We start from the raw sequence: 16,744 nt of genomic DNA on the forward strand, positions 1-16,744 counted from the left end.
CAGGAAGTGACTTGCCTGCTAGCAGGAATCACCCTTGCCGCACAACTGCGGCGAACCCGCAGCCACCGTCGCTGTTGGCCGTGGACGACTGTCCCGGCCAACGGCGCGTTGCCGCTCACGCCACGCGCGAGGGCATCGAGCGCGTGAAGCGCAGCAGCTCGTCGAGCAGCGCGTTCAGGTTATGGCGCAGCTTGGCGAAGCCCGCGGTGTGGGTCAGCCCAACTTCGTCCATATACAGCTTGCGGTTGACCTCCAGCTGCAGGCTGTGGCGCCCGGCCTGCGGCTGGCCCACCACGCGCACGATCTCCACGCCCTTGTATGGGTGGTTGCGCCAGACGTCGTAGCCCATGTCCTTGAGCACGCCTTCGACGCGGTCGGTGAAGCGCTTGTCGCAGGTGGTGCCGTCGCGGTCGCCGACGACAAAGTCCGGATGCTCCAGCCCCGGGAACTCGGTCGCGTATTCGGCGGCGTGGCTCGGCATCGAATGGCAGTTGATGTGCCAGGCGGCGCCGTGGCCGGCGATGGCGCGGTCGGCCAGCTTCTGCAGTTGCGCGTAGTACGGCAGGTAGTAGCAGTTGATGCGCGCCTGCACCTCTTCCACGCTCAGCTTGCGGTCGTAGATCGGCTCGCCGGTATCGAGCACGCGCCAGACCAGGCCCTTGCCGAGCCGTGTCTTGGAGGTCTCCTGCTTTGCGCCGGGCCACGGCACCTCCAGCAGGGTCTCGTCGATCTCGTCCAGCGCGCGGTTGGCATCCAGGTAGCTGCGCGGGAAGCCCGCGCAGAGCAGCGGGATGCCGCGCGCGGGGGCGCCGGCGTAGAGCTCGTCGACAAAGGTATCCTCGGCCTGGCGCAAGAGCGGCAGCGGCAGGGCCGGGTCGGGGCGGAAGTCCGTCGGGTAGGTGGTCGCGCTGTGCGGCGAGTCCAGGAACAGCGCGGAGGGCTCGCCCTCCGGCTGGTACAGGAAGAACGGACTGTCCGCGGTCTTTCGTTCTGTTTCAGTCATGGCGGGGCAAAATCAGTCGAGGGAGATCTTGGCGGTGGCGGCAATGCGCTTGTTCTTGGCCACTTCGCTCCTGACCTGGGCGGCAAAGTGGGCAGGGGTGTCGCCAACCGGGGTGGCGCCGAGCTTCTCCAGCTTGGCCTTCACTTCCGGCATGGCCAGCACCTTGATTGCGGCGGCGTTGAGCTTGCCCTGGATATCGGCCGGCAGGTTGGCCGGCGCGATCAGGCCGAACCAGGCGGCGTCGTTGACTTCGCCCAGGCCCAGCTCGGCAAAGGTCGGCACGTTGGGCAGCGCGGGCACGCGCTTGGGCGCGGCTACGGCCAGTGCGCGCAGCTTGCCGCCTTCGATGAACGGCAGCGACGACGGCAGGTTGTCGAACAGCACCTGCACCTGGTTGGCCAGCGCGTCGTTCAGCGCCGGGCCCACGCCCTTGTACGGCACGTGCAGCAGTTCGGTCTTGCTGCTCATCTTGAACAGTTCCCCCATCATGTGCGAGACGCTGCCGTTGCCGGCCGAGCCATAGGCCAGCTTGTTCGGCTGCGACTGCGCCAGTGCGATGAAGGACTTCATGTCGGTGGCCTTGACCGCCGGGTTGATGCTCATCACGTTGGGCACCGAGGCCAGGTTGGTGATGGTGGTGAAGTCCTTGGTTGCATCGTAGGACAGGCGCGGGTAGACCGCAGGGTTGATACCGTGGGTCGAGGCGGTGGCGATGCCCAGCGTGTAGCCGTCCGGCGCGGCCTTGGACAGGAAGGTGGTGCCGATGCTGCCGCCGGCGCCGCCTCGGTTGTCGACCACCACGGGCTGGCCCAGCTGCTGGCCGAGCTTGTCGGCGACGATGCGCGCGACGATATCGGTCGTGCCGCCGGCCGGGAACGGCACTACCAGCGTGATCGGCTTGTTCGGGTAGCCGGACTGGGCGGCGGCGCTGAAGGAGATGCCGGCGGCGACAGCGGCCGAAGCGGCGGCCAGGACTCGGAGAAGATGGCGACGTTGCATGGAGGCTTTATGAGGAAGAGGGTGAAGGGCGGAAGGAGGAATGGCGGAACAAAGTGGTTTTCACGATTCTGCGCGTCCGGGCAAGCCCATCGCAAACGAAATAAAATCCCTAGCTCATTCCATCTGGTCGTGAAATAGAGGTGATTTATGCGACGCCTATGTCCGTCGCTGACCGAGTTGCAGGCCTTTGAAGCCGCCGCCCGCCACAACAGTTTTACCGTGGCCGCGCGCGAACTGCATGTCACGCAGGGCGCCGTGAGCAAGCAGGTGCGCAGCCTGGAGGCCTACCTGGGGGTGGAGCTGTTCGAGCGCGTGCGCCAGCGCCTGGTGCTGACCACCGCGGGGCAACGCTACCTCGAGCGCATCGGCCCCAGCCTGAACGAGCTGGAGGCGGCCACGGTCGAGCTGATGGCGAGCCAGGGCCGCGGCGGCGTGCTGCATATCGCCAGCATGCCGACGCTGGGCGCCAAGTGGCTGATCCCGCGCCTGCCGCAGTTCTTCGCACGCCATCCGGAAGTCACGCTGGAATTCGTCCCGCATGCGCAGGGCTACGATTTTTCCGAGCCCGACCTGGATGCGGCGATCCGTTTCGGCGACGGCGTCTGGCCGGGCAGCCTGGCCGACTACATGACCGGGCGCGAGGTGCTGCCGGTATGCCGCCCGGGCCTGCTGGCCGACCAGCCCGACGGCGTGGCGCCCACGCCGGCCGCGCTGCTGCGCTATCCGCTGCTGCACCACACCACCGTGCCCGAAGCCTGGCCCGACTGGTTCGCCACGCTGGGCGTGCCGACGCGCCAGGCCTGGAGCGGGGCGCGCTTCGACCAGTTCTCGCTGCTGACCCAGGCGGCGCTGTCGGGACTGGGCATTGCGCTGATCCCGCGCTGCCTGATCGAGGAAGAGTTGGCCACCGGCGCGCTGGTGGTGGCGCACCCGGCGCAGGTGCTGGCCAGGAAGGGCTACTACCTGTGCTATCCGGAGCAGAAGCAGCACCTGCCGGCGCTGCGCACGTTTCGCGAGTGGGTGATGGAGGGCGCCGACCTGGCCGGTGTGCGGCCGGTGTCCGCGCCGGACGCGGGGGGCATCGTCACCTGACGGTGCCCCCCGGAAGGAAGGAGGAAGAAAAGGGTGCTGCCGCTACTTCGACAGCACCTTCATCGCCTGCTCCAGCCCGGCCAGCGTGACCGGGAACATCCGGCCCTTCATCAGCTGGTTGATCACCGTGATCGACTGCCGGTATTGCCACAGCCCTTCCGGCTCGGGGTTGAGCCAGACGAAGTGCGGGAACTGCTCGGTCATGCGGTTCAGCCACACCGCGCCGGCTTCGGCGTTGTTGTACTCGACCGAGCCGCCCGGCTGCAGGATCTCGTACGGGCTCATGGTGGCGTCGCCGACGAAGATGATCTTGTAGTCGGGCGTGTACTTGTGCAGCAGGTCCCACGTGGCCAGCTTTTCGGCGTGGCGGCGGCGGTTGTTCTTCCACACGTAGTCGTACAGGCAGTTGTGGAAGTAGTAGTACTCCAGGTGCTTGAACTCGGTCTTGGTGGCCGAGAACAGTTCCTCCACGCGCTTGATGTGGTCGTCCATCGAGCCGCCCACGTCCATCAGCATCAGCACCTTGACCTTGTTGTGGCGCTCGGGCCGCAGCTTGATGTCGAGCAGGCCCGCGTTGGCCGCGGTGGAGTGGATGGTGTCGTCCAGGTCCAGTTCGGTATCGGCGCCTTCGCGCGCGAAGCGGCGCAGCCGGCGCAGCGCCACCTTGATGTTGCGCGTGCCCAGTTCGACCTGGTCGTCGTAGTCCTTGTAGGCGCGCGTCTCCCACACCTTGATCGCGGTGCGGTTGCCCTTGGAGGGACCGCCGATGCGGATGCCCTCGGGGTTGTAGCCGCCGTGGCCGAACGGCGAGGTGCCACCGGTGCCGATCCACTTGTTGCCGCCTTCGTGCTTTTCCTTCTGCTCTTCGAGCAGTTGCTTGAGGCGCTCCATCAGCTTGTCGAGCCCGCCCATGGCCTCGATCTTGGCCTTTTCCTCGGGCGACAGCTCGCGCTCCAGCGTCTTCTGCAGCCAGTCGAGCGGGATGTCGGACTTCCAGTCGACCAGGCTCTCCACGCCCTTGAAGTAGGCGGCGAAGGTCTGGTCGAACTTGTCGAAGTGCTTCTCGTCCTTGACCAGCGTCATGCGCGACAGGTAGTAGAACTCGTCGATCGACGGCGAGATGACCTGGGCCTTGAGCGCTTCCAGCATGGTCAGGTATTCCTTGACCGAGACCGGCAGCTTGGCGTGGCGCAGCGAGAAGAAGAAATCGATCAGCATGATGCCTCGCTATCGGGGGGGCTCGGCGCGCGGCCGCTCGAGCTGGAATTGCAGATGTTGACGCACCGTCGGCCATTCGCTGGCGATGATCGAAAACACCACGGTGTCGCGCAACGAGCCGTCCGGCATGCGCTGGTGGTTGCGCAGCACGCCGTCCTGCTTGGCGCCCAGGCGCGCGATCGCGGCGCGGCTCTGCTGGTTCATCCAGTGCGTGCGGAACTCCACGGCGATGCATTCGAGGTGGTCGAAGGCATGGCCCAGCAGCATCAGCTTGCATTCGGTGTTCAGCGGCGTGCGCTGGACGCGTCGTGCATACCAGGTCGAGCCGATCTCGACGCGGCGGTTGCCCGAGTCGATATTCATATAGGTGGTCATGCCCGCCAGCTCGCCCGCAGCGTCGCGCACCGCGAAGGGCAGCATCGAGCCTTGCTCCTGCAGGCCCAGGCGCCGCGCGATCTCGGCTTCCATGCGCTCGGGCGCGGGCACGCTGGTGTACCAGAGCTTCCACAGCTCGCCGTCGGCGCAGGCGGCGCGCAGGCCTTCGGCGTGATCGGGGCGCAGCGGCTCCAGCGTGGCGTGGCGGCCGACCAGCGCGACGGGTTTGGCGAACGCGGTCATGACGGGAGTCGCCTCAGCGGTTGGCGCGGTTCATGAACACCAGGCGCTCGAACAGGTGCACGTCCTGCTCGTTCTTCAGCAGCGCGCCATGCAGCGGCGGAATCGCGGCCTTCTTGTCCGGGCTCTTCAGCGCCTCGGGCGGGATGTCCTCGGCCATCAGCAGCTTGAGCCAGTCGATCAGCTCGGAGGTCGAGGGCTTCTTCTTCAGGCCCGGCAGGTTGCGCATCTCATAGAACGATTCCAGCGCGGCGGCGACCAGCTCGCGCTTGATGCCCGGGTAGTGGACGTCGACGATTTGCTGCATGGTGTCAGCGTCCGGGAACTTGATGTAGTGGAAGAAGCAGCGGCGCAGGAAGGCGTCGGGCAGTTCCTTCTCATTGTTGGAGGTGATGATCACCAGCGGGCGGTGCTTTGCCTTGACCAGTTCGCGCGTCTCGTAGACGTAGAACTCCATGCGGTCGAGTTCGCGCAGCAGGTCGTTGGGGAATTCGATATCGGCCTTGTCGATCTCGTCGATCAGCAGCACGACCTGCTCGTCGGCCTCGAAGGCCTGCCACAGCACGCCCTTGATGATGTAGTTGCGGATGTCGTGGACGCGGTCGTCGCCCAGCTGCGAGTCGCGCAGGCGCGAGACAGCGTCGTACTCGTACAGGCCCTGCTGCGCCTTGGTGGTCGACTTGATATGCCATTGCAGCAGCGGCATGCCCAGCGCGGCGGCCACTTCCTCGGCCAGCATGGTCTTGCCGGTGCCGGGCTCGCCCTTGATCAGCAGCGGACGCTGCAGCGTGCGCGCGGCGTTGACGGCCAGCTTGAGGTCGTCGGTGGCGACATACTGGTCACTGCCCTCGAATTTGACCTGCTGGGCGGAGGGTGCTTGGGCGGAAGCGTTGGCGGTGTTTGACATGAGGCAACCTGAGGTGACGGCCGTGGATCGGCCGGGTTGGCGTGTGGCGCAGTCTCTTCGCGCTGTCACGCGCGCTTCATTATTGGAAATAGGGTCCGGAGCCGGGCGCCCGTGGCGGCGCTTCGGCAGCGGCTGCGAACGGTCGTGCGGATTCCCCGAATGGGCCAGTATAAAAGACCTTTGCGGTTCGTGTTGGCACGGTTGACGGGAGGGCCGCGTCCAGCCCCGGTCGCTGGACTGGCAGGTGCCGCCTGCTGTACAATGCGGCGGTTTGACGCGCCCCCACGTCCAGTTCTCCAGTATCCGGCAGTCCGCGTTCAGAAGTCCCAGCGGCCCTTCCGGGTCGCGGCGATTGCGAGAGGTGGTTCCAGAATGGTGTTCCACATCACGGCAAGCAACCGGATGCGACATGTCTGGCGGGTTGCACCTCGGCATTCCCACCGGCTGCCAGGCTTCCCGCAGAAGCATTCTGAAACCGTCTCCGCCCGGCAGGGCAGGTCACGCACGGTTTAACTTCCAATCCGCTAAGACAATGAAAAAGCTCCTCACGATGGTGGTGCTGGGCGCTGCTGCAACGGCAGCGCAGGCACAGGAAGTCAAGGGCAATGGAGACGCTGCCAAGGACAAGGTTGCAATGTGCATCGGATGCCACGGCATTCCGGGCTACCGTGCGTCGTTCCCGGAGATCTATGAAGTGCCGCTGCTGGGCGGCCAGAGCGCCAAGTACATTGAGAACGCGCTCAAGGCCTACCAGAAGGGCGAGCGCAAGCACCCGACCATGCGCAGCATCGCCGCTTCGCTGACCGAGCAGGACATCGCCAACGTAGCTGCCTACTATTCGCAGCAGAAGGCCGGCACGCAGAACAACTCCCTCAAGTAAGAGACCCCATGAAGACGCTCAAGACGCTTTCGTTCGCGCTCGGCGCACTCGTGCTGGGTGCTGCTGCCATGCCGGCTTCGGCCGCCGACCTTGCCAACGGCAAGGCGCTGGTAGAAAAGGGTGCCTGCGTGGCCTGCCACGGTGCTGGCATGAACAAGCCGATCTCGCCGGACTACCCGAAGCTCGCCGGCCAGCATGCCGATTACCTGTACCACGCGCTGCTGTCCTACCAGGTGTCGGGCAGCCCGCTGGTGGGCCGCTCCAACGCGATCATGGCCGGCCAGGTCAACGCCAACCCGGCCGTGACCGGCAAGGATGGCAAGCCGCGTCCGTTCACCCGCAAGGAACTGAAGGACATGGCCGCCTACATCGAGTCGCTGCCTGGCGACCTGGTGCTGAAGAAGTAAGCCGGTGCGCGGCCCTTGCCGCGCCGATGGCCAGGAAGCCGCTTCCCCGGAAGCGGCTTCTTCTTTTGGCGCGCCGAAGTGGCGGGCGCGGCGCTCCCTTCAGGCTTGCAGGCGTTGCGCCATGCCCGGCGACATCCATGGCCGGCCGTCGCCGGCGACCAGCGCATCGACGCCAGCCACCCCGGCCAGCAGCCGGCCCGCCGCAGCCTGGCCGGCCACCATCAGCGCGGCGCCCAGCCCGTTCACCGCCGCCGCCGTCGTCGCGACCAGCGTTACGCCGTGTGGCCCCGCCGAGGGCAGGCCGGTGGCGGGATCCAGCACATGGTGGTAGCGCCTGCCGCCGGCGATGAAGCAGCGCTCGTAGTCGCCGGATGACGCCACCACGGCGTCAGACACCTGCAGCACGCCCAGCAGCCGCGCCGGCGCCAGCGGGTCGCGCACGCCGACGCGCCAGTCGCGCCCTTGCAGCTGGCCGCTGGCCAGCACGTCGCCGCCGCCGTTGACCATTGCATGGCGCAGCCCGTGGCGCCGCAGGACCTGCATGCCCGCGTCAAGGATCGGCAGCTTGGCAATGCCGCCCAGGTCCAGGCGCATACCGGGGCGGGCCAGCATCGCCTCGCCGCGCCGGGCGTCGAGCATGACCTGCCGGTAGCCCACCAGCGGGCGTTCGCGCGCGAGCTCGGCGGCGTCGGGCACGCGGATGCCATCCTCGCCGAAGCGCCAGCCGGTGAAGGCACCGACCGTGATATCGAAGGCGCCGCCGCTACGCGCCGACACCGCGGCAGCGGCCTGCAGCACCGCCATCACTTCCGGCGCCACGCGCACCGGATGCCGGCCCGCCGCACGCTGCAGCGCGCTGACCTGGCTGTCGGGGCGGTAGCGGCTCATCAACTGCTCCAGCCGCGCCATCTCGCCGAAGGCCGCGGCGATGCCTGCCTGCACCGCGGTGTGGCTGGCGCCCTGCACGACGATGTCCACCCGCGTGCCCAGCAGGCGGCGCGACGCGCGCGTGACCGTGGGGTCGGCCAGCGCGGGTCGCACGAACATGCCGGTGGCGAGCAGCGGCACGCCGGCGGCGCCGCGGATCATGGCGCGGCGCGTGGTGTCGATGACAGCGGTGGAAGACAGTGTCTGCAGTAGGGTCTTGAAGCGCATGACGAGGTTCGCGGCGCTAGCCGCATCGGCCGGTGACGTTGCTGTGTCGCCATTCTCTGCGCAGCGCCCCCAAAAAACATGCATCAATAATGAATATTTAAGAGAACCCTGACGATCATCAACCTCGTTCGCGCCAACTGCTTCGAGTATCTGTAGCCGGCAGCACGAGGCCACAGGAAGACACACAACGAAGAAAGCCGGCGGAGCGGACTCCGCCCTTTGCAATGACGGTTCGAGGATCGAAGATGACCAGGCATTCCCAGGATCAACTGCCATACACAGATGCACCGGCCGCGCCGGGACGGCGGCGCTTTATCAATACTGCGGCGCTCGCCGGCCTTGCCGGCGTGGCAGCCTGCACCGACAAGGGCGGCGCGCCGGCCGCAGCCACCCCTGCAAGTGGCGCCGGTGCCCATGCCGCGCATGCCGGCACCTCCGTGCACCTGAAGCCGGGCGAGCTCGATACCTACTATGGCCTGTGGAGCGGCGGCCATGCCGGCGACGTGCGCGTGCTGGGATTGCCCTCCGGGCGCGAGCTGCACCGCATTCCATGCTTCGTGCCGGATGCGCTGACTGGATGGGGTATTACCAATGAATCCAAGCGCGTGATGGGCACGCGTCCCGACGGCAGCCTGCAATACACCGTCGGCGACACGCATCACGTGCATGCCTCGTACAAGGACGGCAACTACGACGGCCGCTATGCGTGGATCAACGACAAGATCAACGCGCGCCTGGCGCGCATCCGGCTCGACTACTTCATCTGCGACAAGATCACCGAGCTGCCCAATGTGCAGGGCTTCCACGGCATCTTCCCGGACAAGCGCGACCCCGTCGACGCGAAGATCAACTACACCACGCGCGTATTCTGCGGCGCCGAGTTTGGCGTGCCGCTGCCCAATACGCCGACCGAGGACGCCGGCAAGTACCGCTCGCTCTTCACCTGCGTCGACGCCGAATCGATGGCGGTGCGCTGGCAGGTGCTGATCGATGGCAACTGCGACCTGGTGGCGACCTCGTACGACGGCAAGCTGGCCGCCACCAACCAGTACAACGTGGAGATGGGCGCACGCTTCGAGGACATGATGTCGGCCGAGCGCGATGCCTGCCTGTTCTTCAACATCGCGCGCATCGAGGCGGCCATCAAGGAAGGCAAGTTCAAGACCATCGGTGCTTCGAAGGTGCCGGTGGTCGACGGCACGCATGCCGCCAACCAGGACCCGAAGACCGCGCTGACCGCCTATGTGTCGGTGCCCAAGAACCCGCACGGCGTCAATGCCAGCCCGGACCAGAAGTACTTCATCTGCGCGGGCAAGCTGTCGCCCACCGGCACGGTGATCGAGCTCGCCAGGGTGCTGGAATGGTTCGACGGCAAGCTGGCGAAGCTCGACGACGCCATCGTCGCCGAGGTCGAGCTGGGCCTGGGGCCGCTGCATACCGCGTTCGACGGCCGCGGCAATGCCTACACCACGCTGTTCCTGGACAGCCAGATCGTCAAGTGGAACATCGAATCGGCGATCCGTTTCCACAAGGGCGACAAGAACGCGAAGTACGTGGTGGACCGGCTCGACGTGCAATACCAGCCCGGCCACCTCAATGCCTCGCAATCGGAGACGGTGGCCGCTGACGGCAAGTTCCTCGCGGTGGGCTGCAAGTTCTCCAAGGACCGCTTCCTGCCGGTGGGTCCGCTGCACGCGGAGAACGAGCAACTGATCGATATCTCCGGCGACAAGATGGTGCTGCTGGCGGACCACCCGGTGCACAGCGAACCGCATGACTTCGTCATCTTCCGCCGCGAGCTGCTGCGGCCCAGGCAGGTGTATGCGCTGGACGATTTCCCGCTGGCGATCAAGGATGCGCAGCAATCCGGCGTGTTCCGCGACGGCAGGAAGGTGACGGTGAAGATCACCTCGCAGGCGCCGGTGTTCAGCCTGCGCGAGATCAAGCTGAAGAAGGGCGACGAGGTCACGCTGATCCTGACCAACCTGGACAAGATCGAGGACCTGACGCACGGTTTCGCCATCCCGAAGTACAACATCAATTTCATCGTCAATCCGCAGGAGACGGCGTCGGTGACCTTTGTCGCCGACAAGCCGGGCGTGTTCTGGTGCTATTGCACCCACTTCTGTCACGCGCTGCACCTGGAGATGCGCAGTCGCATGATCGTCGAGGCCTGAGCCGGCTTGCCCCGACCACTGCGCGCGCCGCCCTTCCCACACGGGAAGGGCGGCGCAACCCGCCTCGACAGCCTGCCATTTCCATGATTTACGCTATCCGCCAACTGTTCGCGGTCCTGCTGGCCGCATGCCTGCTAGGGGGGCTGTCCGCCACGACCACGCACGCCGGCGCCTACGAGGCTGCGCTGCCGCCCGAGCTGGCCACGGCCGCAGACCTGTGCGCGCTGGTGTCGTGCGCCGAGGTGCTGCCCGGCGCCACCCGCTTCTCGCCGCGCAAGGGCCAGCCGCCTTATGTGGAGGGCTACGGCACCGGCGCCGACGGCAAGCCGGTGTTGCTCGGCTACGTGATGCTGTCCACCGATATCACCGATACGCCGGCGTATTCCGGCAAGCCGGTGGTGACGCTGATCGGCCTGGACACGCACGGCCGCTATGCCGGCGTGAAGGTGCTGAAGCATTCGGAGCCGATCCTGCTGCTGGGCATTCCGGAATCGGCCCTGCTGAATTTCAACCGGCAGTACGTGGGCAAGTCCGTCGCCGACAAGATCGAAGTGGGGCAGTCGCGCCCCGATGAAGGCGTGGTCGGGGTCGATGCCATTTCCGGCGCCACCGTGACCGTGATCGCGCAGAACCAGGTGCTGACCACGTCGGGTGCGGCAGTCGCGCGGCAGGTCGGCATCCTGGCGCCGACGCAGCGCGCGCCGGCAAGCTTTGCCCAAAGCGGCAAGCGCTACAGCTGGCAGCAACTGGCGGCGAGCGGCGCGGTGCAGCGGCTGCTGGTGCAGCCGGCGCAGGTTGGCCTGCAAGGTGCTGACGGGCCGTTTATCGAGCTGTGGTTCGGCGACCTCAACCATCCCGATATCGGGCGCAGCGTGCTGGGCGACGCCGGCTGGCAGGGGCTGCGGGCGCAGTTGCAGCCGGACGAGCACGCCATCTTCGTGATCCGCACCGCGGGCGCGGAATCGTTCAAGGGCTCGGGCTTCGTGCGCGGCGGCATCTATGACCGCGTGCAGGTGCGCCAGGGCGCGGACGCGTTCACCTTCCGCGACCTCGACTACCTGAACCTCTATGGCGTGGCAGCGGAGGGCGCGCCGACGCCTACCGAGTCGGCGATCTTCGTGATCCGCTCGCCGGGCTTTTCCGCGGCGTATCCGTGGAAGCTGTCGTTCCTCGGCAATCGCGTGGACCGCGCCACCGGCACGCGCAGCTTTGCCAGCTTCGACGCGCCATACTGGCTGCCCGAGACCATGCTGCAGGGTGGCCGGCCGCATATCGACGAGCCCGAGGCACCGTGGCGCAAGGTCTGGCGCAAGCAGGCGAGCGCCATCGCGCTGTTCGTGGCACTGCTGTGCGCCGTCACGCTGGTCTACGCGCTGCGCGACCGCCTGACGCGGCGCGCCACGCACAAGAACAAGTGGCCGGTGAATGCGTTCAAGTACACGGCCTGGGCGCTCAGCATCATGTTCGTCGGCTTTGGCGCGATGGCGCAGCCATCGGTCACGCAGGTGCTGACGTGGTTCCATGCGCTGCTGCTGCGCTGGGACTGGGCGCTGTTCCTGAGTGATCCCTTTATCTTCTGCTTCTGGATCTTCATTATCGTCACGGTGCTGCTGTTCGGGCGCGGGCTGTTCTGCGGCTGGCTGTGCCCGTTCGGCTCGCTGTCCGAGGCGATCTTCAAGCTGGGCCGCTTCCTCGGCCTCAAACGCTGGCAGCGGCAACTGCCGCGCCGGTGGCATGACCGGCTCAAGTGGGTCAAGTACGGCGTGTTCTTCGGGCTGCTGGCGGTGTCGGTGTTCTCGATGGGGCTGGCCGAAATGCTGGCGGAAGTCGAGCCGTTCAAGACCACGTTCCTGGTCGGTATCGGCAACCGGGCCTGGCCGTATGGGCTCTTCGCCTGCACGCTGCTGGGGCTGTCGCTGTTTATCGAACGGCCGTACTGCAAGTACCTGTGCCCGCTCGGCGCCGCGCTGGCGATGCCGAGCACGTTCCGCTGGTTCGGGCTGCGGCGCAAGGCGGATTGCAACCGCTGCAAGGCGTGCGCGGTGGGCTGTGGCTCCCAGGCGATCGATGCCAACGGTCGTATCGACCAGCGCGAATGCCTGCATTGCCTGGACTGCATGGTGCTTTACACCGACACGCGCGGCTGCCCGCCGCTGGCGCGCGAGCGCAAGCGGCGCGAGCGCGACGGGCTGGCGCTGACGCCGGTGGGCCGCGACGGCTATTTCATTCCGGTGGTGCCAGTTTCGGTGCCGGGTGCGGCGCCGAAACTGGCGGGCCCGGATCCGCGCCTGCCGACCGATCCGGTGGCGCCGCCGTACGCAGCCAAGGCGGGCGCCGCGCGCTGGCTCAGCGCGCTGTGGGATCACCTCTGGCCGTGGAGCGGGCAGGGCTGGCGCTCGGCGCGCGCGCTGCAGGTGGCGGGGCTCGCGATTGCGCTGGCGGCCACCGTGGCCTGGGCGCTGGCCGCCACCGGGCAGCTGCGCGCCGGCGCCGTGATCGGCTGGTGGCTGGGCTGGAGCGTGTACGAGGTGCTGATCCGGCTGTCGGGACGACGCTATGTCAAGGACGGCCCGTGGTGGCGCGGCCGCTACCGGCGCGCCACCGTGATGGACATGCTGTGCTACGTCGGCTTCAAGAACCTGCTGGTGGGCGCCGTGTTGTTCCTAACGCTGAAGGGCATGGGGATGCTGTCCGCATGAAGCCGTTCCTTGCCCTGGCGATGGCGTGCGTGCTTGTCGCCGCACAGGCGCATGCCGCCACCTGGCGCGTGCGCCCGGGCGATCCCTTGCAGCCTGCGATCGAAGCGGCCCGTGCGGGCGACACCATCGACATCGAACGCGGCACCTACACCGGCAACTTTGTCGTCGGCAAGCCGCTGTTGCTGCGCGGCATCGGCCGGCCCACGCTCAGCGGCGCGCTGCGCGGCGACACGCTGCGCATCACCGCCTCCGACGTGGTGGTGGAAGGCCTGATCGTGCGCGATTCCGGCGACAGCCTGAAGGACCAGAACGCCGGTATCTACATCCAGCCCGGCGCGCACCGCGCCGTCGTGCGCCGCTGCGACCTGACCTACAACCTGTTCGGCCTGTGGATCGAAAAGGCCGACGACGTGCGCGTCGAAGCCAACACCATCACCGGCAAGCGCGACTACAACTCGGCGCAGCGCGGCAACGGCGTGCAGCTCTATAACACGCGCGGCGCGCGCATCCTCGACAACAACATCAGCTTCGTGCGCGATGCGCTCTATGTGGACGTATCGCACCAGGCGGTCTTCCGCGGCAACCGGCTGCACTACAGCCGCTACGGCACCCATTACATGAACTCGTACCACAACCTGTGGGAAGACAACGACAGCTACCGCAATCGCGGCGGGCTGGCGCTGATGGAAGTGCGCGACCAGGTCGTGCGCAACAACCGCACCTGGGGCAACGCCGACCACGGCATCATGCTGCGCACGCTGCAGGATTCGGTGATCGAGGGCAACGTGGTCGCGCACAATCAGCGCGGCTTCTTTATCTACGACGTCGAGTATGCGCAGCTGCGCGGCAACCTGGTGCTGGGCAACGCCATCGGCGTGCACCTGTCGGCGGGCTCGACCCGCAACGTGGTGCAGGGCAACGACTTCATCGGCAACCGCGAGCCGGTGCGCTATGTCGGCGCCCGCGACGAGCCCTGGGGCGGGCGCAATCCGTCCGAGCGCCTGCAGGGCAACTACTGGAGCAACTACCTGGGCTGGGACCGCGACGGCGACAGCGTGGGCGACGTCCCATACCAGGCCAACGACCTGGTCGACCGGCTCAGCTGGCGCTACCCGGGCGTGACGCTGCTGCTGGGCAGCCCCGCACTGCAGGCGCTGCGGCTGGCCGGGCGCCAGTTCCCGGTGATCCGGGTGCCGGGCGTGGTCGATGCCTATCCGCGGATGCGTCCGGCCCGCGCCAACTGGAGGAACTGGCATGAGCAGACCGACGCCGGCAACTGATCCGGCCATGGGCGTCATCGTGCTGTCTGGTGTCAGCAAGCACTTTGGCGCGCTGCGTGCCGTCGACGATGTCAGCCTGACCGTCGGGCAGGGCGAGCTACTCGGGCTGATCGGCCATAACGGCGCTGGCAAGAGCACGTTGTTCCGCATGATGCTGGGCCTGTTGCCGCCCACGCAAGGCACGCTGGTTGTCGCCGGTGCCGCCGTGGGCAGTCACGCCTTCCGGGCCGCGCGGCGCGGCATCGGCTACCTGCCCGAGCACCTGGTGCTGTACGACAACCTGAGCGGGCGGGAGACGCTGCGCTTCTTCGCGCGACTGAAAGGCGTGCCCGCCGATGCATGCGTGCCGATGCTGGCGCAGGTGGGCCTGTCCGGCGCCGCCGCGCGCCCGGTGCGCGAGTACTCGAAAGGCATGCGGCAACGGCTCGGGTTTGCGCAGGCGCTGCTGGGCGCGCCGCGCGTGCTGTTTCTCGACGAGCCGACCAACGGGCTGGACCCGGCCGCGATCCGCGACTTCTACGCCATGCTCAACGCGCTGCGCGAGACCGGGGTGACCATCGTCATCACGTCGCACATCCTGGCCGAGCTGCAGCAGCGCATCGACCGCTTTGCCATTCTGTCCGCGGGCCGGCTGCAGGCCACCGGCAGCCTGGAGGCACTACGTGCCCGGGCCGGAATGCCGCTCACGCTGGCACTGCGGGTCGAGCCGGGCGCGCGCGACGAGGCGCTGCGCATGCTGGGCCCGCCGGCGCAGCACGCGCTGGAGATTGTTGAAGGCGCCACGCCCGGCGAGCTGACCGTGCGCTGCCCGGCCGCCGCCAAGATGCCGGTGCTGGCCGCGCTGCAGCCACTCGCAAGCCGGCTGCTGGACCTGCAGATCCGCGAGCCGTCGCTCGAAGACCTGTTCCTTGGCATGAGGGGATAAGCATGTGCGCGTGGATCGATGCAAGGCAGGTTGCCGCGCTCGCGGCCAAGGAATTCCGGGACCGGATGCGCAACCGCTGGGTGCTGGCCGTGGCCGCGGTCTTCACCGCGTTGTCGGTGGCGATCGGCTACTTCGGCGGCGCCGAGCAGGGCGTGCTAGGGCCGCGCTCGCTGGAGTTCGTCATCACCAGCCTGGCCAGCCTGGTGATCTACCTGGTGCCGATGATCGCGCTGCTGCTGGGCTTCGACGCCGTGGTGGGCGAGCGCGAGCGCGGCTCGCTGGACCTGCTGCTGTCCTTGCCGCTGACGCGCGGCGAGCTGCTGCTGGGCAAGTACCTGGGGCTGGCCGCCGCGCTGGTGCTGGCCACCGCCGGCGGCTTTGCGCTGATGGCGGTGCTGCTGGCGCGCCAGTTCGGCTGGCCGGGGCTGTACCACTACCTCGGCTTCGTCGCCAGCGCGGCGCTGCTCGGCCTCGCGTTCCTGAGTCTGGCGCTGTGGCTGTCGGTGTTGAGCCGCGATCGCGCGCAGGCGTCGGGGCTGGCCATCGGCCTGTGGTTCTTCTTCGTGCTGGTGTTCGACCTGTTGCTGCTCGGGGTGCTGGTTGCCGGCGGTGGCGAGGGCAACAGCGTCGCCGCCACCGACTGGATCGCCTGGCTGCTGTTGCTGAACCCGGCCGACCTGTTCCGTATCGTCAATGCCTTTTCATTGGACCAGTTGCGCAGCGCCGGCGGTGTTGCCAGCATTGTGCCGCCCGCGCTGGCCAGCCCCTGGCCGACCGGCGCGGCGCTGCTGGCGTGGATCGCCGTGCCGCTGGTTCTTGCTGCCAGGAGATTCCGCTGATGTGTTCCCCTTTGTCATTACGTCGCCGCAACCTGCTTCTGGCCATGGCCGGCAGCGCCGTCCTGGTCGCCGCCTGCGGTCGCAAGCCGGATGCCGCCGCGCAACCGGAAGAGATCGAGTCCGCCACCGCCTGCGCGCTGGACGGCATGCTGCTGGCCGACTATCCCGGGCCGAAGGCGCAGGTCTTCTACCTGGGCGAGGCGCACCCGCACTGGTTCTGCGATACGGTGGAGATGTTCCACGCGCTGCTGCGGCCGGAGCGGATCAGGCCGGTGCGCGCGGCGTTCGTGCAGGACATGGCCCGCGCCGACTGGGAGCGTCCGCGCGGCCACTGGTTCGATGCCACCACCGGCCTCTATGTTGCCGGCAGCCGGCGCCATGGCTCGATGGGGCCGACGCTGGCCAGCTTCAGGGCCGAAAGCGATGCCGCCGCCTTTATTGCCCGCCATGGTGGGAAACTGCTGCGCTACGCCGAGGTCACGCCGGACCTGGCCGACCTCAGCGGCGGCGCCATGCATGACAGCCGGATGTAGCCGGCCGCCATGCGT

15 protein-coding genes are annotated in these 16,744 nt (G+C 67.5%); 9 read left to right on the top strand and 6 right to left on the bottom strand.

All coding sequences use genetic code 11. The features are described 5' to 3' along the window. Positions 1-115: 115 nt before the first annotated feature. Together AC10V3_RS05210 and AC10V3_RS05215 are read right to left on the bottom strand one after the other, a co-directional pair. Positions 116-1,003, bottom strand: coding sequence for an N-formylglutamate amidohydrolase (locus AC10V3_RS05210; RefSeq protein ID WP_022534117.1), 888 nt, complete (start codon positions 1,001-1,003; stop codon positions 116-118). A 12-nt stretch (positions 1,004-1,015) separates the two neighbouring features. Then, the gene (locus AC10V3_RS05215; RefSeq protein ID WP_022534118.1) at positions 1,016-2,002 is read right to left on the bottom strand and encodes a Bug family tripartite tricarboxylate transporter substrate binding protein; all 987 of its coding nucleotides are present in this window, start codon (positions 2,000-2,002) and stop codon (positions 1,016-1,018) included. A gap of 147 nt (positions 2,003-2,149) precedes the next feature. Between AC10V3_RS05215 and AC10V3_RS05220 the strand changes: the two genes are divergently transcribed. After that, positions 2,150-3,094 (top strand): LysR substrate-binding domain-containing protein, encoded by a 945-nt coding sequence (locus tag AC10V3_RS05220; protein WP_022534119.1) that lies wholly within the window; start codon positions 2,150-2,152, stop codon positions 3,092-3,094. Positions 3,095-3,136: 42 nt separating this feature from the next. Here AC10V3_RS05220 and AC10V3_RS05225 read toward each other — a convergent pair whose 3' ends face one another. The 3 genes from AC10V3_RS05225 to AC10V3_RS05235 are packed head-to-tail and all read right to left on the bottom strand — an operon-like array spanning position 3,137 to position 5,834. Beyond that, complete coding sequence (locus AC10V3_RS05225; RefSeq protein WP_022534120.1) at positions 3,137-4,312, bottom strand: vWA domain-containing protein; 1,176 nt, start codon at positions 4,310-4,312, stop codon at positions 3,137-3,139. A gap of 9 nt (positions 4,313-4,321) precedes the next feature. Beyond that, positions 4,322-4,930, bottom strand: a complete 609-nt coding sequence (locus tag AC10V3_RS05230; RefSeq protein ID WP_022534121.1) for a GNAT family N-acetyltransferase — start codon at positions 4,928-4,930, stop codon at positions 4,322-4,324. Positions 4,931-4,943: 13 nt separating this feature from the next. Beyond that, positions 4,944-5,834, bottom strand: coding sequence for an AAA family ATPase (locus AC10V3_RS05235; RefSeq protein WP_490923207.1), 891 nt, complete (start codon positions 5,832-5,834; stop codon positions 4,944-4,946). Between the two features lie 532 nt (positions 5,835-6,366). On the opposite strand from AC10V3_RS05235, the gene AC10V3_RS05240 reads away from it, so the two are divergent. Both AC10V3_RS05240 and AC10V3_RS05245 read left to right on the top strand, forming a co-directional pair. Continuing rightward, the gene (locus AC10V3_RS05240; protein WP_022534123.1) at positions 6,367-6,714 is read left to right on the top strand and encodes a c-type cytochrome; all 348 of its coding nucleotides are present in this window, start codon (positions 6,367-6,369) and stop codon (positions 6,712-6,714) included. A gap of 8 nt (positions 6,715-6,722) precedes the next feature. Continuing rightward, a complete protein-coding gene (locus tag AC10V3_RS05245; RefSeq protein WP_022534124.1) occupies positions 6,723-7,121 on the top strand; it encodes a c-type cytochrome in 399 nt (132 codons plus the stop codon). Between the two features lie 99 nt (positions 7,122-7,220). Here the strand turns inward: AC10V3_RS05245 and AC10V3_RS05250 are convergent, their stop codons facing one another. Beyond that, the gene (locus AC10V3_RS05250; RefSeq protein ID WP_041681281.1) at positions 7,221-8,210 is read right to left on the bottom strand and encodes an FAD:protein FMN transferase; all 990 of its coding nucleotides are present in this window, start codon (positions 8,208-8,210) and stop codon (positions 7,221-7,223) included. 311 nt (positions 8,211-8,521) lie between these two features. Here AC10V3_RS05250 and nosZ point away from each other — a divergent pair, with 311 nt between their 5' ends. The 6 genes from nosZ to AC10V3_RS05280 all read left to right on the top strand — a co-directional run bounded on the left by nosZ (position 8,522) and on the right by AC10V3_RS05280 (position 16,729). Further along, positions 8,522-10,453, top strand: coding sequence for a TAT-dependent nitrous-oxide reductase (gene nosZ, locus AC10V3_RS05255; RefSeq protein ID WP_490923209.1), 1,932 nt, complete (start codon positions 8,522-8,524; stop codon positions 10,451-10,453). Positions 10,454-10,536: 83 nt separating this feature from the next. Beyond that, the gene (locus AC10V3_RS05260; RefSeq protein ID WP_490923210.1) at positions 10,537-13,152 is read left to right on the top strand and encodes a 4Fe-4S binding protein; all 2,616 of its coding nucleotides are present in this window, start codon (positions 10,537-10,539) and stop codon (positions 13,150-13,152) included. A gap of 20 nt (positions 13,153-13,172) precedes the next feature. Beyond that, positions 13,173-14,432: a nitrous oxide reductase family maturation protein NosD gene (locus AC10V3_RS05265; protein WP_490923661.1), complete on the top strand. Its 1,260-nt coding sequence runs from the start codon at positions 13,173-13,175 to the stop codon at positions 14,430-14,432. Beyond that, positions 14,407-15,357 carry an ABC transporter ATP-binding protein gene (locus AC10V3_RS05270; RefSeq protein WP_454751746.1) on the top strand — a complete coding sequence of 317 codons (951 nt, stop codon included), beginning with the start codon at positions 14,407-14,409 and terminating at the stop codon, positions 15,355-15,357. Before AC10V3_RS05265 ends, AC10V3_RS05270 begins: the two co-directional genes overlap by 26 nt. A 2-nt stretch (positions 15,358-15,359) precedes the next feature. Beyond that, entirely contained in the window at positions 15,360-16,196 is an 837-nt protein-coding gene (locus AC10V3_RS05275; protein ID WP_022534130.1) for an ABC transporter permease, read from the top strand. Further along, entirely contained in the window at positions 16,196-16,729 is a 534-nt protein-coding gene (locus AC10V3_RS05280; protein ID WP_454751747.1) for a nitrous oxide reductase accessory protein NosL, read from the top strand. Before AC10V3_RS05275 ends, AC10V3_RS05280 begins: the two co-directional genes overlap by 1 nt. Positions 16,730-16,744 lie beyond the last annotated feature (15 nt).

The organism is Cupriavidus sp. PB-02 (genome assembly GCF_058252315.1).